Below are 20,942 nucleotides of genomic sequence, written 5' to 3' on the forward strand. Positions count from 1 at the left end.
GCCGCTCGCGGTCATCTGCCCCTCCCAGTAGTAGGAGGCTTCGCAGGAACCCGACTCCACGACCTTGTCCCGCTTCTTCTTGCGCTTCGCCAGCTTCGCGACCTGGGCGTCCGCCTTCGACGACTTCTTCCTGCCCTTCTTGGGCGTCTTCGAAGGCGACGGCTCCGGAGTGCGGGGCCGGCCTCGGTCGGCCCGGGTCGGCTCGCCGTGCGGACGGTCCGCCAGCGGGTCGGCGGCCTGCGGCGCGGTCTGCGCCGCCTGTGCCGAGTCGGCGGAGCCGTCGCGCCCGGCCAGGGCGAACGCGCCCACGGCCAGGACGGCGACGGCGGCGCCGGAGACGATCAGGATGGTGCGTAGGCGCGCTCGAAGACGACGCCTGATAGGGCTACCCACAGAGGAGTCCTTTGTTAGGGGACAGGACCCCGGACGCCAGGCGGATGTGACCGCCGTTCTCTCGCGGCGTGGCCAGGCGACGTCAGCCGTCCCCCAGATCCCCCGCCGCCCGCGGGCTCCTCAGCCCGCCTCGCGCCGCTCTCTCAGGCGCGCCCGCTCGATCGCGGATCGACGTCCGGCAGGTGCGGCTGGAAAGGCATCTTCACTTATCGAAATAGCTGAAGCGCCGCACAAGTCCTTGACCGTACGTTGTGTCCTCCACAGATCAAGACGTAGAGCCGTTGTTTGTGGGATTTGTCACCTCAGCTTTTGCACGCCGAAGCTGATCAACTTCGCCGGGTGACCGCATTTCAAGATCGTCTTTACTGCGTGCATACCGCTGATCTCGGACGGATAACAAAGGATCCGGCACAACGGAACGGGGCGGTCCGGCGGAAGATCACTTCCGTCGGACCGCCCCGCGAGCTGGGACGACAGGCCGGGCGTCAGCCGCGCCCGGGGGCGGCCGGGACGCGCGGAACCGCCGGCAGCGCCGGCACCTTCGGCACGCCGAGCGCGGACGCGTCCGGCATGGACAGCGGGCCGTCCGCCGGTCCGCCGTCCGCCGTCCTGCGGGCGCCGTCACGCGCCTTCAGCACGTCCACCACGTGGCCGACGTCGCCCTCGGCCGGAGTGAGACCGGTCCCGGCCTTGTTCACGGTGCCGTTGGCCTTCCCGACCAGGTCGCCGGACGGGGCGGGCCCGGCGTACCGGGCGGCCGACGGGAAGAGCGTCCGGCCGAGGGGCAGCCCGCCGAGCGTCCCGCCGCCGAGCAGGGACCCGAGGCCCGGCAGTCCGGAGTTCGGCCCGGGGCCGGCCAGGCTGATGGGCGTCTCGGCGGCGCGGCCGTTCGGGACGGCCGACCGCGCGGCCTCGCGGCGGCCGAGCTTGCCGGTGGACAGGAGCTTGCCGGTGGGCAGGCCCTTGCCGAGCGTGCCGGCGCCGCCGAGCAGCGTCCCGGAGACGTCGCCGCCTCCGCCGGACAGGACGGGCAGCGCCGTCCCCGGCTTGCGGTCGCGCGCGTCGCGGCGGGCCGCACCGGGGCAGTCGCCCTGGGGAAGCCCGCCGATCGGGGCCTGGCCGACGGCCGGCAGCTCCGCGCCGGGCAGCCCCAGCCCGGTCTTCGACTCGACCGCCTCGGCCGGACGCACCCGGCAGCGGGCGCGGGCGGCGCGCAGCCCCGAGCCCGCCGGAGCGGCCCGGAGGACCCCGTCCGCGGCGCCGCCGCCCAGCGCGGCGGTCCGGGCGCCCGTCCCGGCGACCGGGGCCGGGAGCGTGCGCATGACGGTATGGCCCGTGGCGGCGGTCTCGTAGAGGAGCAGCGTGGACGGGCCGGCCGCCGCGCTCGGCGCCGCCTTCGCGGGCGCGGCCTCCGTCGGCGCGGCCGCCACGGCGACCGCGGCGGCGAACGAGGCGAGGACGGAGACCCTCAGCAGGCTTCTGGCGGAGCGGTTCATTCTTTCCCCCGGGGTTTTCGGATTGGCCGTGCACATGTGGCGTGCGCCCGAGCGGCTGGTGAATCCCGGCGCACCGTCGAGCGGGGACGCTAGTACACCGCGGTGCCGTATGCGGCCGATTCGAAAATGACTTGGGGAAAACAGAAAGATCTAGATGAACTGATCATAGGTGTTCGGCGAAATGCCAAATGCTGACAATTTCCGATAAAACAAGGGCGGGGGCGCCCCATGGGACGCCCCCGCCCGCGCGGGCCGGCCGGCTACTCGGCGGCGCCGAGGGAGATGGCCTCGTCGACCTCGTCCTTGCGGGCCGCGAGCTCGGTCGCGTAGCGCTCCTCGTCGACCTTCTCGGCGATCTCCTCGTCCTGCCGCATCAGGGCTTCGAGGTCCGCCTTGGCGTTGTCGAGGACGCCCATGTCCTCGTAGGCGGCCTGCACCTTGTCGCCCCAAAGACCGACATCCCGGACACACGGGACGATGCGACTGAAGAGCAGCGACTGATAGAGGGTGTACATGTCGGAGTTGTCGACGTACTCCATGCACCGTTCGACCGGCATGTCGAGCTGCTCGAAGATCTCGCGGCCCTTGAAGCGGTCGCGCATCAGGTAGCAGCCCTCGACGACGAACTCCTCGCGCTCGGCCCGCTCCTTGTCGGTGAGCTCGGCGTAGTAGTCCTTGAGCGCGAGCCGCCCGAACGCGACGTGCCGCGCCTCGTCCTGCATGACGTACGCGAGGAGCTGCTTGACCAGCGGGTTGGTCGACATGTCCCGGTACAGCCCGAACGCGGCGAGGGCGAGGCCCTCGATCAGGACCTGCATGCCGAGGTAGGGCAGGTCCCAGCGGCTGTCCTCCAGCGACTCGGCGAGCAGCTTCGCCAGGTCCTGGTTGATCGGGTAGTACATGCCGATCTTCTCGTGCACGAACTTCCCGTACAGCTCGACGTGCCGCGCCTCGTCCATGGTCTGGGTGGCGGCGTAGAACTTCGAGTCCAGGTCGGGGACGGTCTGGACGATGCGCGCCGAGACGTTCAGCGCGCCCTGCTCGCCGTGCAGGAACTGGCTGAAGAGCCACGAGCCCTGGTGGCGGCCGAACTCGTCCTTCTCCTTCTGCGACATCTTGTCCCAGATGTCGGACCCGAACAGCGGGTTGAAGTTCTCCGGCAGCCCGGCGATGTTGATCGGATCGACCTCAAGGTCCCAGTCGATGCGCTTCTGCGCGTCCCACTGCTTGTCCTTGCCCTTCTGGTACAGGTTCAGCAGCCGGTCGCGGCCCTCGTCGTACTCCCAGGTGAAGCGGGTGTCGCCCGCCATCGGTACGTTCCACGTGTCGGTCGGGACCGGCGTGGCGTAGAGGTCGTGGGAACTCACGGGGGGATCCTCCTCCAGGGGTGACGCCGCACGATCGCGACGCGGGTGTGCACCGCCCATGGCTTTACATACCTTCGTAACATGTAAAGCGCGGTTAAACCAGGGAGTCGCCGGAACCCGTGACGCGGGAGTCACCGAAGACGGCCGCCGCCTGACACGTGCGCCGCCGAACGCGGCCGCCCGAACGCGGTCGCCCGCGCCCCCGGGCGGGGGTGCGGGCGAGCGGGCGGCGGGCCCGGGGTCAGCGGGACTGGAGGGCGTCCAGGCCGACGGCCTGGGCGATGACGAGCCGGCGGTCCAGGCGCGGGTCGTTGATCTCGACGATGTAGCGGTCGCGGAAGCCGAACTTCTTCTCCACGCTGAAGACGACCTGGTCGCCGGCGTAGAAGTCGAAGTGGTACGGCCACGCGAACGGCAGGTTCTCCACGTAGGGGATGAACTGCCAGACGCGCCGCAGCACGGCGACGAACTTGTTGCGCTCGCTGCCGGTCGTCACGCCGAGGCCCGGCTGCTCCATGTGCCAGGTGGAGGCGAGCAGCGACTTCTTGAAGTCCTTGCGGAACACCCCGATCGGCTGCCCGTGGGCGTCGGTGATGTCGTACGCCGAGGCGAGGTCGATGCGCTTGCGCGCCTTGAACCCGAGGATCGGGCGCGTCTTGGAGTCGTCCGAGTACAGGGTGACCTGCTCCTTGAACGCCAGCCGCTTCTGCTGCGCGAAGGCGAGCAGCTCGCCCTCCCCGCCGTCCGGCCCCTCCGCGTGCACCTCGTACTGGTTCACCATCAGGCGGACCCGCTGCCGGATCAGCAGCCGGCGCTGCGCCTGGAGTCTTTCCTCGTCCAGCGAACTCACCCGTTCCGTGTCGGTTTGCGGAGGGGAGTCTGCCATAGCAAGTCCCCTTCATCCGACGTTTTCCGGATGCGTCCGTCGTCCGGGTCAGGACTCCTGGATGTGCGCGGCCAGGTACCCGTGGATCAGCCGCTCGGCCTCGGCGACGATCTCCGGATCGCCGTCCGGGCTGCGGCGGAACGCCATCTTCAGAACGGCGTCGCCGGCCTCGACCGCGATGGCGAGCGCGGTGGCGAGGCCGGGGGTGTCCTGGACGCCGAAGGTGTCCACGATCATCCTGCGGAGCCGGTCGGCGACCACCGCGTTGTTGTCGGCGTCGGAGTCGAGGAGGTTGACGTCGGCGACGTCGCCGAAGCGCAGCACCCGGAAGCCGGGCACGGTCCGGTGCATCTCCACGAAGATCTCGATGATCGCGCCGACGGTGTCGGACCAGTCGCCGAACCGGCCCGCGGAGAGCCGCGCCGAGATCCGCTCGCCGAACTCCTCCAGGTTGCGCAGCGCGAGCGACTGTGCGACCGCGCGCTTGTCGGGGAAGAACTGGTACACCGAGCCGATCGCCACCTCGGCGCGCTGGGCGATGCGCGTCGTGGTGAGGCCGTCGTAGCCGTCCTCGTCCAGGATCTCGGCGCAGGCGTCCAGCATCCGCTGGACGCGTTCGGCGCTGCGGCGCTGGGCGGGGCGGCGGCGGAGCGGGGTTCGGATCTCGGTCACCTCGCCATTGTCCCTCGGACGCGCGGGTGCCGAGCATGCACTGCGTGCCATACCTCTGGGTCGCGGGAGTCTTCCGCCCGCACCACCCCGCCACTAATATCCGAAGGCTATTCGCATTTTCGGTCGGACCATGGGGGAAGGAAGCGCGGATGGGTCTTCCGGAGAACTTCCGCTGGGGCGTCGCCACCGCCGCCTACCAGATCGAGGGCGCGGTCGGGGAGGACGGGCGGGGACCGTCGACCTGGGACACGTTCTCCCACACGCCCGGGCGGACCCGCGACGGCCACACCGGCGACGTCGCCTGCGACCACTACCACCGCTGGCCCGAGGACGTCGCGCTGATGGCGGGCCTCGGCGTCGACGCGTACCGGTTCTCGATCGCGTGGCCGCGCGTGCAGCCCTCCGGGAGCGGAGCCGTCAACGCCAAGGGCCTCGACTTCTACGACCGGCTGGTGGACGGCCTGCTCGCCGCCGGCGTCGCACCCGCCGCCACCCTCTACCACTGGGACCTCCCGCAGCCGCTCGAAGACGCCGGCGGCTGGATGGAGCGGGACACCGCCTACCGGTTCGCCGAATTCTCCTACCTGGCGGCCGAGCGCCTCTCCGACCGCGTCGACATGTGGATAACCCTGAACGAGCCCGTGGTCGTCACCGCCTACGGCTACGCGTTCGGCGTCTACGCCCCGGGCAGGACGCTCATGCTCGACGCGCTGCCCACCGCCCACCACCAGCTCCTCGGCCACGGCCTCGCCGTCAACGCCCTGCGCAGCCGGGGCGCGCGCACGGTGGGGCTGACCAACCACTACTCCCCGGCCTGGGCCGCCTCCCCCGCCGACCGGCCCGCCGCCGACGCCTTCGACGCGTTCATGAACCGGCTGTTCACCGACCCCGTCCTGCTCGGCCGCTACCCCGACCTGATGGGGGACGCGCCGTTCATCCGCTCCGAGGACATGTCGGTCATCGCCTCGCCCATCGACTTCCTGGGGGTGAACTACTACACCCCCACACGGATCTCGACCCCGGCCGAGGGCCCGCTGCCGTTCGACATCGTGGACATCACCGAGTACCCGACGACGGGGATGGGCTGGCCGATCGTCCCGGACGCCTTCCTGGAGCTGCTGCGCACCCTCGACTCGCGCTACGACCTGCCGCCGCTCTACATCACCGAGAACGGCTGCTCGTTCGCCGACGAGCCCGGTCCCGACGGCGCCGTGGACGATCCGTCCCGCATCGAGTTCCTGGACGCCCACATCGCCGCCGTGCGGACCGCCGTCGACGAGGGCGTCGACATCCGCGGCTACTTCACCTGGTCGCTCCTGGACAACTTCGAATGGGCGGAGGGCTACCACCCCCGCTTCGGGCTCGTCCATGTCGACTACGAGACGCAGAAGCGCACGCCGAAGACGTCCTACACCTGGTACCGGGACCTCATCGCGTCGTCCAGGCGTCGCTGACGGACCCGGCGGACGGCCGCTTCTACCCTTGTCATATGCCCGTCGAAGTGCAGGAACTCGGAAGAGCGCTCAGGCAGGCCCACCACCGGCAGCACCGTGCGCTCGACAACCGCCTCGCCGCCGCCGGCACGACGCCCGCGCAGTGGGACGCCCTGCGCGCGATCGGCCGCGCTCCCGGGTCGTCAGCCCGCGCCCTGGCGGCGGAGACGTTCCAGAGCGAGCAGGCGTTCGGGACGCTCGCCGGGCGCCTGGCCGCCCAGGGGCTGATCGACCGGCGGCCGGGGCGGCACCGCAGCGTCGAGCACCACCTCACGCCCGCCGGCGAGAAGCTCCTCGACACCGGCCGGCGGATCGTCGACGCGGTCCTCGCCGAGCTGTTCGCGCCCCTGCCCGAGGGCGACCGCGCGACGCTCCTCGCCCTGCTGCTGCGCGTCTCATCATGATCCGCCGTGCGGCATGCTGATGCCCATGGAGACTCCTGAGACTCTCGCGGACGTGCGCGCGCGGATCGACGCCGTCGACGGGTGGCTGGTCCGGCTGCTGGCCGAGCGCGAGGAGCTGGTCCGCGCGGCCGCCGCCTTCAAACGCGACGAGCGGGCCGTCCGCGCCCCCGACCGGGTCGAGCGGGTCGTCACGCTGGCGCGGGAGAGGGCCGCGGACGCCGGGCTCTCGCCCGAGGTCGCCGAGACGGTGTGGCGGGCGATGATCGGCGCCTTCATCGATCTGGAGCTGGACGAGCACGCGACACGCCGCGGATAGTCTGCTCTCTCCGCTTCGTCGTGGAGGTTCTGAATGCCGGAGACCCGCCCGCTGCGCGCCACCGACCCCCGCGAGATCGGCGGATTCCGGCTGACGGCCCGGATCGGCGAGGGTGCCCAGGGCATCGTCTTCCTGGGCGAATCGGACACCGGGCAGCGGGCCGCCGTGAAGCTCCTGCACGCCGACTTCGGACGGGACGAGCGGGCCCGCGTCCTCTTCGACCGGGAGCTGGCGGCGGCCCGCAGCGTCGCCCCGTTCTGCACCGCCCGCATCCTCGCGGCGGAGGCCGACGGCGACACCCCCTACATCATCAGCGAGTACATCGACGGGCCCTCGCTGCGCGACAGGGTCGCCGAGGAGGGCACGGCGTCGCCGGAGGAGCTGGTCAGGCTCGCCGTCGGCACCGCCACCGCGCTCGCGGCCATCCACGAGGCCGGTGTCGTCCACCGCGACTTCAAGCCCGCCAACGTGCTGCTCGGCCCGGACGGCCCGAAAGTCATCGACTTCGGCGTCGCGCGCCCGCTCGAAGCCACCTCCGCCACCCTGACCGGCGCCGTCGGCACCCCCGCCTACATGGCGCCCGAGCAGGCGGCGGGGTCCGCGGGAGGCGCGCCGCTGGACATGTTCGCGTGGGGCTGCACGATGGCGTTCGCCGCGAACGGCGTCCCGCCGTTCGGCGGTGACACCATGCCGGCCGTCATGCAGCGGATCCTCTACGGGGAGCCTGACCTGGGCGCCCTGACCGGTGACCTGCGGATGCTCGTCGCGTCCAGCCTGGAGAAGGACCCCGCCACCCGCCCGACCGCCCTCCAGGTGCTCCAGCGGCTGCTCGGGCTCGGCCCGAACGCGAACCTCCTCGCGGAGGGCACCTCGGCCGCCGCGCGGCCGGCCGCCCCGCCGCGGGCCGCGAGCTGGACTCCTCCGGCCGCGGCGCACCCGCCCGCCGCGAACTGGACGCCGGCCGCGCCCATGCCCCCGCCGCCTCCCGCGACGTACCCCGGCAGCGGGCGTCAGTCCGGGCGGGGCGGCCGGGTGCTCCTCGTCGCCGGAGCGGGCGCCGCGGCCGTGATCCTGGCCGGCGGGCTCGTCGCCGCGCTCCTCCTCAAGGGCGGCGACGAGGCCGAGGGCGGCGGCCGGAGCGGCGCCGGAACGCCGGTCGCCCGGTCGACGCCGTCCAGGTCGTGCACGTACCGGCCCGCGACCGGCACGAACGCCAAGGACGTCGGGACGCCGCCGGCCGGGCTCCCGGCGACGGCCCCGTCGCGCGCCACCGTCAGGACCGGCCTCGGGACGCTCCAGATCTCGCTGGACGCCGGGACGGCGCCCTGCACGGTGAACTCCCTGGCCTACCTCGCGGCCCAGAAGTTCTACGACCGCACGTCCTGCCACCGGCTCACGACCGGCCCGAGCCTCCAGGTCCTCCAGTGCGGCGACCCGAGCGGGACCGGCGCGGGCGGGCCCGCCTACCAGTTCGACGACGAGAGCCTGGGCTCCGCGCGCTACACGCGGGGGACCGTGGCCATGGCCAACGCGGGCCCGAACACCAACGGCAGCCAGTTCTTCATCCTGTACGGCGACACCACGAGCCTCCCCCCGTCCTACACGGTGTTCGGCCACGTCACCGCCGGAATGGACATCGTGGACGCCGTCGCCCGGAAGGGGGTCGCGGGCGGCGGCGCGGACGGCGCCCCGAAGCAGAAGATCACGATCAACGAACTGCGCACAGCGGAGTAGGCCCGTTCGCACCGGTACGTCGCCCTGTCCCGCGGGACGGCCGAGGCGCGCATCGGGCCGCCGGGCGCGCACACCAGCGGCTCGTCTTCTCCCGCGAAGCGGTAGGCGAGTTCGGTCCCGTCGGGGGCGGCGAACGACGGCATGCCCGCCAACCTCGCGGTCGCCGCCTTCACCCGCAATGACAAAACCAGGTGCCGGAGGACGCCGGAGGGGTCATGGTGAGGGGATGCTGGTCGATCACTTCCCGGCGCTCGGGTTGCGGCTGAGGACGCCGCGACTGGAGCTGCGCCTGCCTTCGCCCGAGGAACTCGCCGCGCTGGCCGACCTCGCCGCCGAGGGCGTCCACGATCCGGAGACGATGCCGTTCATGGTGCCGTGGACGGACCGCCCGCCCGCCGAGGTCGCGCGGGGCGTCGTCCAGCACCACTGGAGGACGCTCGGGGAATGGACGCCGGAGAAGTGGGAGCTCGACCTCACCGTCTTCCACAAGGGCGAAGTCGTCGGGCAGCAGACTCTCTGGGCGCGCGACCTCGTCGTCCTCCGGCAGGTCGAGACCGGCTCGTGGCTCGGTCGGCGCCACCACGGGCAGGGGATCGGCACGGAGATGAGAGCGGCCGTGCTGCACCTGGCCTTCGCGGGCCTGGACGCCGAGGAGGCCGTCTCCGCCGCCTTCGAGGACAGCCACGCCTCGAGCGCGGTGTCGCGCAAGCTGGGCTACCAGCCCAACGGAGTCGACCGCCACGTCATCCGCGGGGCGGTGACCATCGAACGGCGGTACCGGCTGACGCGGGCCGACTGGGAACGCCACCGCACCGTCCCCGTCACCATCGAGGGCCTCGCGCCCTGCCGGACGATGCTGGGGCTTCCGAAATGACGGACCGGACTTTCGACGATCTGGTCGCCGAGGCCGGGACGGTCTCCGTGGCGGGCTGGGACTTCTCCTGGCTGGACGGCCGCGCGACGGAGCAGCGCCCGTCCTGGGGATACCAGCGGCTGATGAGCGAGCGGCTGGGCCGGGCGCGGGCGGCGCTCGACGTCGAGACCGGCGGGGGAGAGGTGCTCGCGGGCGCCGCGGTGTTCCCGCCGACGATGGCGGCGACCGAGTCGTGGCCGCCGAACGTCGCCAAGGCCACCCGCCTCCTGCACCCCAGGGGCGCCGTCGTCGTCGCCGGCTCCGGCGATGCGCCGCTCCCCTTCGCCGACGAGGCGTTCGACCTGGTCGTCAGCCGCCATCCGGCCACGGTCCGCTGGACCGAGATCGCGCGTGTCCTCGCGCCGGGCGGAACCTACCTCGCCCAGCACGTCGGCCCGGCGAGCGTCTTCGAGCTGACCGAGTTCTTCCTCGGCCCCCAGCCCGAGGCCCGCCGCGCACGCGACCCGGAAGTCGAGAGCGCCGGCGCCCGGGCCGCGGGGCTCGACATCGTCGACCTGCGTTCCGAGCGCCTGCGCATGGAGTTCTTCGACATCGGCGCGGTCGTCTACTTCCTGCGCAAGGTGATCTGGATCGTCCCCGGCTTCACCGTGGACCGCCACCGTGACCGCCTGCGCGAACTGGACGCGCGGATCCGGCGCGACGGCGTCTTCACCGCCCATTCGTCCCGCACCCTCATCGAGGCCCGCAGGCCGTCGTGAGGCGGGCGCGCTACGCGGCGGCGCTCAGCCGGTACGCGGTGCCGCTGCTGCCCTGCACCCAGGCGTCGGGCAGGGCCGCGGCCAGCGCGTGCTGGGCGCGCCAGCCGGTGCAGTGCCCCGGGACGACGAGCCCCGGCGCGAGGTCGGTGAGGGCGGCGACGGTGGGCGTGATGACCGGTTCGAAGGCGGGGCCGCCGAGGTGCAGCCCGCCGACGAGCGCGTGCAGCTCCCCGACCCCCGTCAGCCGCTGCGCGTGCCGGACGATGTTGATGGCGCCCGCGTGGCCGCAGCCGGTCAGCACGACCAGCCCGCGGCCCCGGACATGGACGACGAGCGCCTGGTCGTCGAGGACGAGCGGGTCGTGCACCCACTCCCGGCCCGTCCAGGCCTGGTGCGGCGGCGGCATGCCGCGCTCGAACTCGGTCGTCCGGTCGACCTCACCGGTGATCAGGACGCTGCCGTCCAGGAGCAGCGAGGGCTCGCGGCGCTCGATGACCTGGAAGCCCTCCCCGTCCAGCGCCCGCTTGCTCAGCGTGGGCAGTTCCTCGACGTCCCGGCCGGGCACCGCGAGGCGGCGCCTCGTCCAGACCAGCGGATGCAGCACCATCGGCATCGACCGCACGCCGCGCAGGCCCACCATCCCCGCCAGCCCGCCCGCATGGTCGAAATGGCCGTGGCTGAGCACGACGCCCTGGATGTCGCCGAGGTCGATGCCGAGCCTGTCGGCGTTGGTGACCATCGCGTCGGGCGACCGGCCGGTGTCGAACAGCAGGGTGGTGGAGCGGCCGGCCCGGCGCACCGTGACCAGCGCCGAGAAGCCGTGCTCGGCGATCATCCCCGTGTTGGTGCGGCCGCCCTCGAACTGCGGCGCCGCCACCACTCCCGCGCCCGCGCCCGCCCGGCGGGTCCGCTCGTCATCGCCCAGCAGGGCGTCGTAGACGTTGTCGACGAGAGTGACGATCTCGACCTCGTCCACCGGTTCCAGCGCGACGGGATCGACCGCCGCGCCGCGCACCGGGCGCGGCATCGACGCCGCCGCCTCCCCCGTCCCGCCACCGGTCTCGCACATGGCGGCAGCCTAACCGCCGCCCGGCGGCCGCCCGCGCGCGACGCCCGCGCGACGTAGACTGAACGATCGCGATTTGGGGCCGTTCAGGAAGGTCGTGGCGACGGGATGGCGGACTCCGGAGAAGCATCGTCCGTGCCCGGTGTGGACACCGGCACGCCGAGCGTCGCCCGCATGTACGACTACTTCCTGGGCGGCAAGGACAACTACGCCTCCGACCGCGAGGCGGCGGAGGCCGTCGCGCGGGCGCTGCCCACGGTCGAGGGGGTCGCCCGCGCGAACCGCGCGTTCCTCCAGCGCGCCGTCCGCTATGTGGCCGGACGCGGCATCGACCAGTTCCTCGACATCGGCACCGGCCTGCCCACCCAGGGCAACGTGCACGAGACCGCGCGGGAGGAGCAGCCCGGCGCACGGGTCGCGTACGTCGACAACGATCCGATGGTGACCGTCCACGCGCGGGCCCTCGTCGCCACGGACGAGCTGACCACGATCGTCCAGGCCGACATGCGCGAACCGGACACGGTGCTGGACGATCCGCAGGTGCGCGCGCTGCTCGACTTCCGGCGCCCGGTGTGCGTGCTGTTCGTCGCCGTCCTGCACTTCCTCCGCGACGAGGAGGACCCGGCGGCGCTCGTCCGGCGCTTCACCGAGGCCCTGCCCGCCGGCAGCCACGTCATCCTGTCGCACGCGGCGCTGGAGGAGCGGCGCAACGTGCGGGTCGGCGAGACCTACCGGTCGCAGGCGGCGAGCGCGAGCCTGGTGGCCCGGACCCGCGAGCAGGTGGCCGCGCTCCTCGACGGCCTCACCATCGTCGACCCGGGCGTCGTCCGCCTGCACGAATGGCGCCCCTACGGCGGCGAGTACATCACCGACGCCGGCTGGACGGCCGTGGCCCGCAAGGACGGCTAGCCGTCCTGTCCCGTGATCTCGGCCTCGATTCCGTAATGGTCGGACAGGACGGCCGAACGCCCGCCGGGAAGGCGGACCTTCTCCTTGAAGACGAGGCGCGTCTTCGCCTGGAGGCCCGGCCTGACCAGGACCTGGTCAATGGCGCCGATCTCGGCGTACTCGGGACGGAAGGTCGGTTCCGTGTCGCCGCCGAAAACGTCCCGCAGGCCGGTGCTCGAAACGAACTCCGCAAGGTAGGGGGAATCGCGGGGGACGTTGAAATCGCCCATCACCACCAGCGGTTCCGCCTTCGGAATCCGGTTGACGGCCGCCGCCAGCCGGCGCAGCTCCGCCTTCTCGACGCGCGTGTAGACGTTGGAGGGGGACCAGTCCATGTCCAGGTTCGCCGAGAGGTGGGTGTTCACCACGGTGAGGTGGCCGCCGGGGAGCCGGACCCGGGTGAACAGGGCGCCCTTGCCCAGCAACCATTCAGGACGCGCGGGCCTCGCGGGCGTGTACGCCCGGAAATGGCGGCGCGTCACCTGGTGGCGGGAAAGGGTCACCAGTCCCCCGCGGACGAGCGGGAACATCGGCATGTAGGAGACGTGCGGATAGGAGGTCGCGATGTGCCGAAGCAGGCCCAGCACCCGCCACGAGATGACTTCCTGCAGGCAGACGACGTCGTAGTCCGATCGTTCGATCGTCTCGGCCAGGACGCCCATCCGGGCTCGGGCCTCGCCCTTGAAAAGGGTGTTGAAGGTGAGCACGCGCGCCTGCATGTCGGCCACTCTATGTCACCGCGTTGCCCATCGTGGTGACGCCTTCCGATACTGGGCGCGACGACCGGACCGGCAATGCCGGACGCGCTGGACAAGAAAGGTTCTGCATGGGATTCCAACTCGGCTTGTTCTCCCCCAACACCGAATCGGGGCTGGCCATCACGACCGCGCCGGAGCGATGGCACGCCACCTGGGACGACAATCTCCGGCTCGCACGCATCGCGGACGAGGTCGGCATCGACTTCCTCCTGCCGGTCGCGCGCTGGACGGACTGGGGGCCGGACACCGACTTCCATCGCAGCGCCCTCGATCCGCTGGTGTGGGCGTCCGGGCTGCTCGCCCAGACGAGCCGGCTCCGCGTGTTCACCACCGTCCACACCGCGTTCCACCACCCCGTCGTCGCGGCCAAGCAGCTCGCGACCGCCGACCACCTCAGCAAAGGGCGGGTCGGGCTGAACATCGTGGCCGGTTGGCACGCTCCCGAATACGAGATGTTCGGCCTCTCGCTGCCCGGCGACCACGACACGCGCTACGCCCTCGCGCAGGAGTGGTGGGACGTCGTCAGGCGCATCTGGTCGTCCGACGAGCCGTTCGACCACGAGGGGCGGTTCTTCCAGCTCAAGCACGTCGTGGGCAGGCCCAAGCCGTACAACGGGCACAGCCTGCCCGTCATCAACGCCGGGTCGTCCACGCAGGGGCGCTCGTTCGCCGCGCGCAACGCCGACCGGGCGTTCACCGTCGTCGGCGGCCCGCAGGACGGGGCCGAGATCGTGAAGGCCATCCGCACCGAGGCCGCCTCCCACGGCCGGTCGGTGGGCGTCTTCACGCTCGGCCATGTCGTGTGCCGGCCGACCAGGAAGGAGGCGGAGGACTTCCTGCGCTACTACGCCGACGAGCGCGCCGACTGGCCCGCCGTCGACGAGGTGATGCGGCTGCAGGGGCTGCACGCTCAGTCGTTCACCCCGGAGATGCTCCAGGTGTACCGGGACAGGTTCGCGGCCGGCCACGGCAGCTGCCCGCTGGTCGGCGACCCCGACGACGTCGCGGACGGCCTGGCGGATTTCGCTCATGCGGGATTCGACGGTATCGCTCTGTCGTTCCTCAATTACGCTGACGAGTTGGGCTACTTCGCCGCCGAGGTCATGCCGCGGCTGCGCGCCCGAGGTGTTCTGTCCGCCGACGATGAGGAAACGGCTTCCCCGCCAGGACGATGACTTCTTCCGATGCCAAGCCGCCCCTGTCCGCCCACCGGCGCGTCCTCAGCAAGGACATGGGAGTCCTGCACGACACGGTCGAGCCGTTCGCCGTCGGCCACGACCTCCAGGCGCTCGAACCGGACGTGCCGATGGACGGCCAGGTCAACGCCCTCGGCGTGGGCTCGGTCAACCTCGTCTGGGTGCGGTACGGGGGCGGCGGCGTCATCGTGGACACGCCGCCCACGGAAGGGCACTTCGCCATGTGCGCGCCGATGGCGCCCATGGGCGTCGAGTACCGGGCCTCCGGGCGCCGGACGACCTCCGCGGGAAGCCTCGTCCTGTCGCACGACGAGGCGATGCGGATGACGCCGCATCCGACGGAGGGCTGCCTGGTCATCGCGACGAGCACCGGGCGGCTCGCCGACCATCTCGGCGCCCACCTCGGGCGCGGGCACGCCGCGCCGCTGCGTTTCCACGACGTCGGGGAGGAGGGCCTCGTACCGTCCTCGATCGTCGAGCGCACCTGGCGGTACGTCTGCGACGTCCTCGACGACGCGGCGGCGCAGGGCGGCCTCCACCCGCTGGCGGAGCGCAGCCTGGAAGAGTCGCTGCTGACGGCGATCCTGCTCGGCCTGCCCCACACGGGCACGCCGAACCTCGCCGAGCCCGCCGACCGGGTCCCCCACCATCTGTCCGGAATCATCCGGGAGTGGGTCGAGGCGCACCACCACCGCCCGATCGCGGTCACCGACATCGCGGCGGCGGTGGGGCTCGGCGTGCGGCAGCTCCAGGCCGTCTGCCAGGCCGAGTGGGGCATGACGCCCACGCAGCTCCTGCGCGGCGTGCGGCTCGACCGCGCCCGCGCCGAGCTCACCGTCGCCCGGCCCGGGCCCGGCGCGATCACCGAGGTCGCCGGGGCGGCCGGGTACTTCCACATGAGCCGTTTCGCCGCCCACTACCGGCAGCGCTTCGGCGAGACGCCCTCGCAGACCCTGATGCGGGCCTGAGTCAGCCCCGGGGCCCCTCCATGCCCGTCCGGAGGCGGTCGCCGGCGCGCCGTCCCATGCGGGCCAGGGCCCTGTTCGCGGTGGGCGACACGCGGGAGAGGGCGCGGCCGAAGCGCGCCTCGGCGGTGACGAGCACCACCGGCCTGTCCTGCCGGACGGCCCGCAGGATGGCCCCCGCGACCTTCTCCGGCGAGTATCCCCGGCGCTCGGACGCGCGCCCTATCCGCTCGCGCAGCTCGGTCTCCGCGCCGGACGGCAGGCCGACGAAACGGGTCCTGCCGACGATGGGGGTGTCGATCACTCCCGGGCAGACGGCGGAGACGCCGATCCCGTGGCGGTCGAGGTCGAGGCGGAGGCCCTCGGTCATCTGCAGCACGGCGGCCTTGGTGGCGCCGTACGCGGGCATCTCCGCGCTGGGCAGGTAGGCGGCCATCGACGAGATGTTGACGATGTGGCCCCACTCGCCGCGTTCCACCATCTGGCGGCCGAACAGGCGCGACCCGCGGTACATGCCGTCGAGGTTGATGGAGCGGATGCGGTTCCACTCCTCCTCGGACGTTTCGAGCAGAGACCCCGCGATGGCGATGCCCGCGTTGTTCACGACGACGTCGGGGACCCCGAACGTGTCACGGACGTAGTCGGCGAACCGCTCCATCGCCTCTGCGTCGGCCACGTCCACCCCGTAGACATGGGCTTCGCCGTCGGACGCCTGTATCTCCTCCACGGTGCGCTTGGCGGCGCCCTCGTCGATGTCGGCCACGACGACACGGGCCCCTGCGGCGGCGAAGGCATGGGCCGTGGCGCGTCCGATGCCGCTGCCCGCCCCTGTGATGACGACGAGATCGCCACCGAAGTCCTTACCGGGGAGCCCGGCCGCGCGCGCGTGGGCGATCGCGGGCGTCTCCGGCCCGCCCTCGATGTGCTCTACGAACTCACCGATCCAGCGGGCGACGAGGTCGGGGTGGCTGCGGGCCACCCAGTGCCCCGCCGGTGCGCGCCGCACGTACAGGCGCTCCACGGGCCCGCGCGCGGACAGCAGGAGCGACTGCGAGCCGTAGCGGTCCTTCACGGGGACGATGAGCTGGACGGGGACGTCCGTCCGCCCATCGCCGAGCGCGCCCGCACCGCCGACATGGCCCATGTCAGCACGGCCGGTCTCTACACGGCCAGTGCCAACACGGCCGCGGCCCATGTTGGCGCGGTACAGGCCGAGCCCGTGGCGGGCGTCGGCGGGCAACGTGGCGGCCGGGTGCCCGGGACGCGGCTCGGCGCCCTCGCGCAGCCGCATCACCCGCCCGAATCCGACGGCGAGGACCCTCGCCGCGACCTCGCCCGCCCAGGGCGTCATCAGGACCGGCATGTAGACGCTGCGCCGCGCCTGCCCGAGCACCTCCGCGACGCCCCGCGGCCCGGACCGGACGGCCTCCCGCGCCCAGCGGGCCATGTGCCGCCGGTCCGGCCCGGAGATCGAGGTGAACGAGGCGACGCGGCCGCGCAGCCGGTCGCCGATGACGGCCTCCCAGCCCTGCACCGAGCCCCAGTCGTGCCCCACCAGGTGGACGGGCTCGTCGGCGCCCACACCGTCCAGGACGGCCTCCAGGTCGCCCATGAGCGCGTCCAGCCGGTAGTCCAGCGGGTCGGCCGGGACACCGGACGCGCCGGCCCCGCGCACGTCGTAGACGACGACGCGGAACCGCTCGGCGAGCCGCCCGGCGACCTCGTCCCACATCGCGCCCGTGTCGGGGTAGCCGTGGACGAGGACGACCGTCGGCCGGTTCTCCACGCCCCGCACCCGCACCGCCAGCTCGATCTCGCCCGACCTCACCCACTGGTCACGCATCGGCACGCCCGCCTGTCCCTAGGAGCTCGTTTCCCGTGAAACTACGCTCCTGGGGCGGCGTGTCCACAGTTCCCTAGCGGACCGGCTGGCGCAGGATCGTGCGCATTTTGGCCGGATCCTCCTCTCGGACGTCGGACAGGTAGACCTCGTGGTGCAGGCCGTTCGGCACCAGGCCCTCGGCCTCCATCAGCGACTCCATGCGGGCGAGGGACGCGGGTTCGTCGGAGTAGGGCCCGCGGTGCAACACCTGCACGCACCGTCCGTCGGTGTAGGAAACGTGCTGGACGCGTGCCGCCGCGGGCAGGCCCGAGCAGACCTGCGCGCGGGCGGCGTCGATCGTCGCCGTCCCGTCCGGGAGCCGGAGGAACAGGTGCCACCGCCACTCCTCGCGCGGCACCTCGAACGGCGAGCGGTCGTCCTCGACCCACCACCGCCCCTCCAGCGGCACCATGGGCGCGCCGAGCGCCTCCATGACCGCGTACAGCGCGCCCACGCTCTCGTAGTAGACGGCGCCTCCCGGCTCGCCCTGACCCGTGACGGCCAGGCCGGTCACGGTCCCGTGCTCCACCAGCTCCGGCTCGTCGGCCGCCTCGTACCACCCCGGTGCGCCCTGTGCGGGCGCCCCTGGACAGTCGTGCGCCCGATCGGTCGCGCTCGTCATCGAGGATCCTCCACGTGAATCATCACCCGGGTCTCCAGGTGTTCGGGCGGCGTGGTCGCGGGGTCGTTGAGGTACACCTCGCGGAGCGGCCCGGCGGGCGTCTGCCCGTGGTCGCCGAACCACGCGAGCACGCCGTGGACCGTGAGCGCGATCTCCTCGTAGGGACCGGCATGGAGGGCCGCGGCGAACACGCCGCCGGGCAGGAGGTCGTCGCCGTCCTCGTGCTGGACGGCCACGCGCACGTCGAACTCGTCCCCCATGTCGAGCGGGAACAGGCCGACCAGCAGGCCGTCCGGCCCCCTCCGGGGCAGCAGCCGGGTCGCGCACGCCGAGGTCGCCCTGTCGATCGTCGCCGGCGTCGCGGACTCCCGCGCGACGAACACGCGCCGCGCCGGCTCCCGGACGACCGAGACCTCCGTCTCCGGCAGGCCCTCGGCGACCACGCGGTCCAGGAGGCGCAGGGCGCGCCGCCGGCGGGCGACGTCCGCCTCGACCGTGCTCCGCGCCTCCGCGAGGGCGCCGCCCTCGCCGCACAGGACCCGCGCGACGTTCGGCAGCGGCACGTCCATCGACCGCAGCAGCCCGATCAGCAGCGCGTCCCGCGCCTGGCCGGTCCGGTAGTACCGGTAGCCGGACGCGGGGTCGACCCACGCCGGGGCCAGCAGCCCCAGGTCGTCGTAGTGCCGCAGTTGCTTGACGCTCAGCCGGCACAGCCGCGCGAACCGTCCGATCGGGAGGAGATCCTTGCTCACGGACCCCACCCTGGGCCCTCCCACGGTGGGAGAGTCCAGCTCAGGACGGACGCACACTCAGCCCGGTGCACGAACGCAGGCCGTTCCATCGCCTGACCTCCGCCTTGGCGGCGGCGCCCTGCATCGGCACGGGGATGCCGCCGGAGATGAGCGCGGGGCTCCACTTGTCCTTGGTGACCTTGCCGTTCTCCACCTTGAGGAAGAGCACGCCGGACTTCGCCGTCTGGCCCTGCGCGGAGGAGAACACGAAGTTGCCCATGCCGTAGTGGACGTACGCGCCGTTCATGTACCCGCCGCCCAGCGGGATGTGCGCGTGCCCGCCGACGACGACGTCAGCGCCCGCCTCGACGAGAGCCTTGGCGAGCTCCTGCTGGCGGGGCAGCGGGCACCCCTTCAGCTCGGCGCCCCAGTGCAGGTGGACGATGACGACGTCCGAGCCCTGGCGCGCCTCCTTCACCGCCTGCACCATGCGCGGAATGTCCTTGGCCGACGCCAAGCCGCCCTTGGTGTCGGTGGCCGTCCACGCCTGGATCAGGTGGTCGTCCAGCACCTGCGTGGCGCCGACGATGGCGATCCTGTTGCCCTTCACCGTGACGCGGTAAGGCCGGTAGGCGGCGTCCGCGTTCTTGCCGATGCCGACGACCGGGAACCCGCTGCGCTTGATGGCGGCCAGGGAGTCGCGCAGGCCGCCTTCCATGTAGTCCATGCCGTGGTTGTTCGCCATGGAGGTCACGTCGACGCCCGCGGCCTTCAGAGCCGTGAGCGCGGTCGCCGGAGCACGGAAGGTGAACTGCTTGCCGGGCGCGGGCGTCCCCCCGGTCGTGATGGCCGTCTCCAGGTTCACCATGGCGAGGTCCGCGGCGCGCAACTGCTTCGCGACCGGGCCCAGCGCCGTGGACGGTCGAGCCAGCCGCCCGCGCAGCGACCCCTCGAAGTGCGTGTCACCGCCGAAGGCGAGCAGGATCGGCTGCTTGGCGGCCTTCGCCGGCCGCGTTCCGCCCTGCTGCCCGGCGGACGGCGAAGCCGGGGGCGTCGCGCCCTCCGCCTTGGACTTCTCCGAGCCGCCGCACGCCGCCGCGGCCAGTGCCACTCCGACCATGACCAGGGCTGTCGCCCCCCGCATGCCCGTCTTCCCCCGCATGGCCATCGCCTCGCCTCCGTCCGGCCCCCCGTGGACCTGTGGGTCGGATCGGCCCAGCATGCCATGAGCGCGCCGCGTCCCGGCAAAGACGCAGAACTCTTTCCCTTGAGCCGTTCATGTTTACGGAGATAGGTTGACCCGCATGACCGCACCCCGGACGCCGAGGCCGCGCACCCGATGACCGTGGCGAGCCCCGCCCGGCGGGAGCGCCGCGCCTCCGGCGCCCACCGCCTGGTGTGCCGGGACTGCGGAGCGGCCGAGGACGCCGGCCGCGCCGCGGATCACGACCCCTGCCTGGCCCCGGCGACCGGTGCGGGCTTCCGGATCGAGGCGGCCGAGGTGACGTTCCGCGGCCTGTGCCCCGCCTGCCGTCCCCCCGCGGACGGCGACTGACCCTCACCGGAGGGGAGGCCCGGCCTTGGGGCCGCCCCTCACCCGGGAGCGGCCGGGCGACCTCCCACCCGGCCGCTCCCCCTACGCCCTGTTCTGTGCGTTAACGTGCAGCTTCATGTCCCTGCGTTTCGACCAGACCGGCTGGCAGTCCCTCCAACCCGGAGCCTTCCGCAACGCCGACGGCGACACCGTCGCCCTCTACGGCTTCGACGTCCCGCCCGACCTGCCGGCCCCCCTGGAGCAGCTCGACCTCCTGCGCCGCGGCACCGCCGCCAAGACCGCCGGATCCGGCGGCGGGCTGATCGAACTGGACGTGATCACGCTGGACGGGCTCCCGGCCGTCCGGCAGATCGTCAAGCTGCCGCTGCCCGACCGCCCGACCGGCGTGGCCTACGTCGCCTCCTTCACGGTGCCGCGCGCGGACCGCAGCCTCGTCCTGAAGATCCAGTGTCTGGAGCAGGGCGTCACCGGGATGCGCGACAGCACCGCGCTCAACCACTACCTGACCGAGTACGGGCAGGGCCGCGACCTCCAGGACATGATGCGCTGGTGGGCGCAGCACGCCTACGCCCCGGAGCTCCAGGGCGGCCTGCCCCGCAACCTCTCCGAGGACCCCGGCTGGGACCCGCACTTCCCCCAGCACCCGCTGTCCCGCGCCCGCCGCATCCTCACAGACCTGGCCCCCAGCATCGAACTCCACCCCGTCTTCAAGACGGCCCCGCCCTTCGCCCCCTGACCCCGTCCCGAGGACAGAACGCGAGCACAGCGCGCTGAATGGTGATTTCTGGCGGGAAGGCTGCGAAGTGCCTTAATAGTTCACTTTGTG

21 protein-coding genes and 1 pseudogene are annotated in these 20,942 nt (G+C 72.4%); 11 read left to right on the forward strand and 11 right to left on the reverse strand.

Translation table 11 applies throughout. The features are described 5' to 3' along the window. From AB0K37_RS23145 to AB0K37_RS23165, 5 genes and pseudogenes are all read right to left on the reverse strand, one after another. Window positions 1–393 (reverse strand): annotated as a pseudogene (locus AB0K37_RS23145) (septal ring lytic transglycosylase RlpA family lipoprotein); the annotation flags it as partial. 485 nt (window positions 394–878) lie between these two features. After that, window positions 879–1,889, reverse strand: a complete 1,011-nt coding sequence (locus AB0K37_RS23150; protein WP_363984325.1) for a hypothetical protein — start codon at window positions 1,887–1,889, stop codon at window positions 879–881. A 260-nt stretch (window positions 1,890–2,149) separates the two neighbouring features. Beyond that, window positions 2,150–3,256 carry a ferritin-like domain-containing protein gene (locus tag AB0K37_RS23155; RefSeq protein WP_363984327.1) on the reverse strand — a complete coding sequence of 369 codons (1,107 nt, stop codon included), beginning with the start codon at window positions 3,254–3,256 and terminating at the stop codon, window positions 2,150–2,152. Between the two features lie 241 nt (window positions 3,257–3,497). Next, the gene (locus AB0K37_RS23160) at window positions 3,498–4,106 is read right to left on the reverse strand and encodes a hypothetical protein (protein WP_363984329.1); all 609 of its coding nucleotides are present in this window, start codon (window positions 4,104–4,106) and stop codon (window positions 3,498–3,500) included. An 84-nt stretch (window positions 4,107–4,190) separates the two neighbouring features. Next, window positions 4,191–4,814 carry a TetR/AcrR family transcriptional regulator gene (locus AB0K37_RS23165; RefSeq protein WP_363984331.1) on the reverse strand — a complete coding sequence of 208 codons (624 nt, stop codon included), beginning with the start codon at window positions 4,812–4,814 and terminating at the stop codon, window positions 4,191–4,193. Between the two features lie 149 nt (window positions 4,815–4,963). Between AB0K37_RS23165 and AB0K37_RS23170 the strand changes: the two genes are divergently transcribed. The 6 genes from AB0K37_RS23170 (at window position 4,964) to AB0K37_RS23195 (ending at window position 10,393) form a co-directional block, all read left to right on the forward strand. Beyond that, a complete protein-coding gene (locus AB0K37_RS23170) occupies window positions 4,964–6,268 on the forward strand; it encodes a GH1 family beta-glucosidase (RefSeq protein ID WP_363984333.1) in 1,305 nt (434 codons plus the stop codon). A 35-nt stretch (window positions 6,269–6,303) separates the two neighbouring features. After that, window positions 6,304–6,711, forward strand: coding sequence for a MarR family winged helix-turn-helix transcriptional regulator (locus AB0K37_RS23175; RefSeq protein WP_363984335.1), 408 nt, complete (start codon window positions 6,304–6,306; stop codon window positions 6,709–6,711). A gap of 25 nt (window positions 6,712–6,736) precedes the next feature. Further along, complete coding sequence (locus AB0K37_RS23180) at window positions 6,737–7,027, forward strand: chorismate mutase (protein WP_363984337.1); 291 nt, start codon at window positions 6,737–6,739, stop codon at window positions 7,025–7,027. 33 nt (window positions 7,028–7,060) lie between these two features. Beyond that, window positions 7,061–8,761 (forward strand): peptidylprolyl isomerase, encoded by a 1,701-nt coding sequence (locus AB0K37_RS23185; protein WP_363984339.1) that lies wholly within the window; start codon window positions 7,061–7,063, stop codon window positions 8,759–8,761. 226 nt (window positions 8,762–8,987) lie between these two features. Beyond that, on the forward strand, window positions 8,988–9,635 hold the full coding sequence (locus AB0K37_RS23190) for a GNAT family N-acetyltransferase (RefSeq protein WP_363984341.1): 648 nt from the start codon (window positions 8,988–8,990) through the stop codon (window positions 9,633–9,635). Continuing rightward, window positions 9,632–10,393 carry a class I SAM-dependent methyltransferase gene (locus AB0K37_RS23195; protein ID WP_363984343.1) on the forward strand — a complete coding sequence of 254 codons (762 nt, stop codon included), beginning with the start codon at window positions 9,632–9,634 and terminating at the stop codon, window positions 10,391–10,393. Before AB0K37_RS23190 ends, AB0K37_RS23195 begins: the two co-directional genes overlap by 4 nt. Window positions 10,394–10,403: 10 nt before the next feature. Here AB0K37_RS23195 and AB0K37_RS23200 read toward each other — a convergent pair whose 3' ends face one another. After that, window positions 10,404–11,462: an MBL fold metallo-hydrolase gene (locus tag AB0K37_RS23200; protein WP_363984345.1), complete on the reverse strand. Its 1,059-nt coding sequence runs from the start codon at window positions 11,460–11,462 to the stop codon at window positions 10,404–10,406. Window positions 11,463–11,594: 132 nt separating this feature from the next. Between AB0K37_RS23200 and AB0K37_RS23205 the strand changes: the two genes are divergently transcribed. Beyond that, window positions 11,595–12,368, forward strand: a complete 774-nt coding sequence (locus AB0K37_RS23205; RefSeq protein WP_363984347.1) for an SAM-dependent methyltransferase — start codon at window positions 11,595–11,597, stop codon at window positions 12,366–12,368. Here the strand turns inward: AB0K37_RS23205 and AB0K37_RS23210 are convergent. Continuing rightward, a complete protein-coding gene (locus AB0K37_RS23210) occupies window positions 12,365–13,126 on the reverse strand; it encodes an endonuclease/exonuclease/phosphatase family protein (RefSeq protein WP_363984349.1) in 762 nt (253 codons plus the stop codon). The two genes, AB0K37_RS23205 and AB0K37_RS23210, sit on opposite strands and share 4 nt — an antisense overlap. Before the next feature lie 107 nt (window positions 13,127–13,233). On the opposite strand from AB0K37_RS23210, the gene AB0K37_RS23215 reads away from it, so the two are divergent. After that, window positions 13,234–14,340 (forward strand): LLM class flavin-dependent oxidoreductase, encoded by a 1,107-nt coding sequence (locus AB0K37_RS23215; RefSeq protein ID WP_363984351.1) that lies wholly within the window; start codon window positions 13,234–13,236, stop codon window positions 14,338–14,340. Beyond that, window positions 14,337–15,329: a helix-turn-helix transcriptional regulator gene (locus tag AB0K37_RS23220; RefSeq protein WP_363984353.1), complete on the forward strand. Its 993-nt coding sequence runs from the start codon at window positions 14,337–14,339 to the stop codon at window positions 15,327–15,329. The genes AB0K37_RS23215 and AB0K37_RS23220 overlap by 4 nt, the downstream gene beginning before the upstream one ends. Before the next feature lies 1 nt (window position 15,330). On the opposite strand, the gene AB0K37_RS23225 is transcribed toward AB0K37_RS23220, so the two are convergent. The 4 genes from AB0K37_RS23225 to AB0K37_RS23240 all read right to left on the reverse strand — a co-directional run bounded on the left by AB0K37_RS23225 (window position 15,331) and on the right by AB0K37_RS23240 (window position 19,705). Beyond that, the gene (locus AB0K37_RS23225; RefSeq protein ID WP_363984381.1) at window positions 15,331–17,169 is read right to left on the reverse strand and encodes an SDR family oxidoreductase; all 1,839 of its coding nucleotides are present in this window, start codon (window positions 17,167–17,169) and stop codon (window positions 15,331–15,333) included. Between the two features lie 73 nt (window positions 17,170–17,242). Continuing rightward, the gene (locus AB0K37_RS23230) at window positions 17,243–17,830 is read right to left on the reverse strand and encodes a GyrI-like domain-containing protein (protein ID WP_363984355.1); all 588 of its coding nucleotides are present in this window, start codon (window positions 17,828–17,830) and stop codon (window positions 17,243–17,245) included. After that, complete coding sequence (locus AB0K37_RS23235) at window positions 17,827–18,582, reverse strand: MerR family transcriptional regulator (RefSeq protein WP_363984357.1); 756 nt, start codon at window positions 18,580–18,582, stop codon at window positions 17,827–17,829. Before AB0K37_RS23235 ends, AB0K37_RS23230 begins: the two co-directional genes overlap by 4 nt. Before the next feature lie 40 nt (window positions 18,583–18,622). Continuing rightward, complete coding sequence (locus AB0K37_RS23240) at window positions 18,623–19,705, reverse strand: CapA family protein (RefSeq protein ID WP_363984359.1); 1,083 nt, start codon at window positions 19,703–19,705, stop codon at window positions 18,623–18,625. Between the two features lie 195 nt (window positions 19,706–19,900). Between AB0K37_RS23240 and AB0K37_RS23245 the strand changes: the two genes are divergently transcribed. Both AB0K37_RS23245 and AB0K37_RS23250 read left to right on the forward strand, forming a co-directional pair. Beyond that, window positions 19,901–20,116, forward strand: coding sequence for a hypothetical protein (locus tag AB0K37_RS23245; protein ID WP_363984361.1), 216 nt, complete (start codon window positions 19,901–19,903; stop codon window positions 20,114–20,116). Window positions 20,117–20,231: 115 nt separating this feature from the next. Next, window positions 20,232–20,852, forward strand: a complete 621-nt coding sequence (locus tag AB0K37_RS23250; protein WP_363984363.1) for a hypothetical protein — start codon at window positions 20,232–20,234, stop codon at window positions 20,850–20,852. The last annotated feature ends 90 nt before the right edge of the window (window positions 20,853–20,942 follow it).

Origin of the sequence: Actinomadura sp. NPDC049753 (genome assembly GCF_040674655.1) — a bacterium.
Classification (GTDB): Bacteria; Actinomycetota; Actinomycetes; order Streptosporangiales; family Streptosporangiaceae; genus Spirillospora; species Spirillospora verrucosospora.

Bases quoted from the DNA above. Each gene is read 5' to 3' on its own strand.
- AB0K37_RS23240 (WP_363984359.1), bottom strand. From the start codon at position 19,705: ATGCGGGGGGCGACAGCCCTGGTCATGGTCGGAGTGGCACTGGCCGCG.
- AB0K37_RS23250 (WP_363984363.1), top strand. From the start codon at position 20,232: ATGTCCCTGCGTTTCGACCAGACCGGCTGGCAGTCCCTCCAACCCGGA.
- AB0K37_RS23190 (WP_363984341.1), top strand. From the start codon at position 8,988: ATGCTGGTCGATCACTTCCCGGCGCTCGGGTTGCGGCTGAGGACGCCG.
- AB0K37_RS23225 (WP_363984381.1), bottom strand. From the start codon at position 17,169: ATGCGTGACCAGTGGGTGAGGTCGGGCGAGATCGAGCTGGCGGTGCGG.
- AB0K37_RS23245 (WP_363984361.1), top strand. From the start codon at position 19,901: ATGACCGTGGCGAGCCCCGCCCGGCGGGAGCGCCGCGCCTCCGGCGCC.
- AB0K37_RS23220 (WP_363984353.1), top strand. From the start codon at position 14,337: ATGACTTCTTCCGATGCCAAGCCGCCCCTGTCCGCCCACCGGCGCGTC.
- AB0K37_RS23195 (WP_363984343.1), top strand. From the start codon at position 9,632: ATGACGGACCGGACTTTCGACGATCTGGTCGCCGAGGCCGGGACGGTC.
- AB0K37_RS23230 (WP_363984355.1), bottom strand. From the start codon at position 17,830: ATGACGAGCGCGACCGATCGGGCGCACGACTGTCCAGGGGCGCCCGCA.
- AB0K37_RS23210 (WP_363984349.1), bottom strand. From the start codon at position 13,126: ATGCAGGCGCGCGTGCTCACCTTCAACACCCTTTTCAAGGGCGAGGCC.
- AB0K37_RS23175 (WP_363984335.1), top strand. From the start codon at position 6,304: ATGCCCGTCGAAGTGCAGGAACTCGGAAGAGCGCTCAGGCAGGCCCAC.
- AB0K37_RS23150 (WP_363984325.1), bottom strand. From the start codon at position 1,889: ATGAACCGCTCCGCCAGAAGCCTGCTGAGGGTCTCCGTCCTCGCCTCG.
- AB0K37_RS23185 (WP_363984339.1), top strand. From the start codon at position 7,061: ATGCCGGAGACCCGCCCGCTGCGCGCCACCGACCCCCGCGAGATCGGC.
- AB0K37_RS23180 (WP_363984337.1), top strand. From the start codon at position 6,737: ATGGAGACTCCTGAGACTCTCGCGGACGTGCGCGCGCGGATCGACGCC.
- AB0K37_RS23170 (WP_363984333.1), top strand. From the start codon at position 4,964: ATGGGTCTTCCGGAGAACTTCCGCTGGGGCGTCGCCACCGCCGCCTAC.
- AB0K37_RS23215 (WP_363984351.1), top strand. From the start codon at position 13,234: ATGGGATTCCAACTCGGCTTGTTCTCCCCCAACACCGAATCGGGGCTG.
- AB0K37_RS23200 (WP_363984345.1), bottom strand. From the start codon at position 11,462: ATGTGCGAGACCGGTGGCGGGACGGGGGAGGCGGCGGCGTCGATGCCG.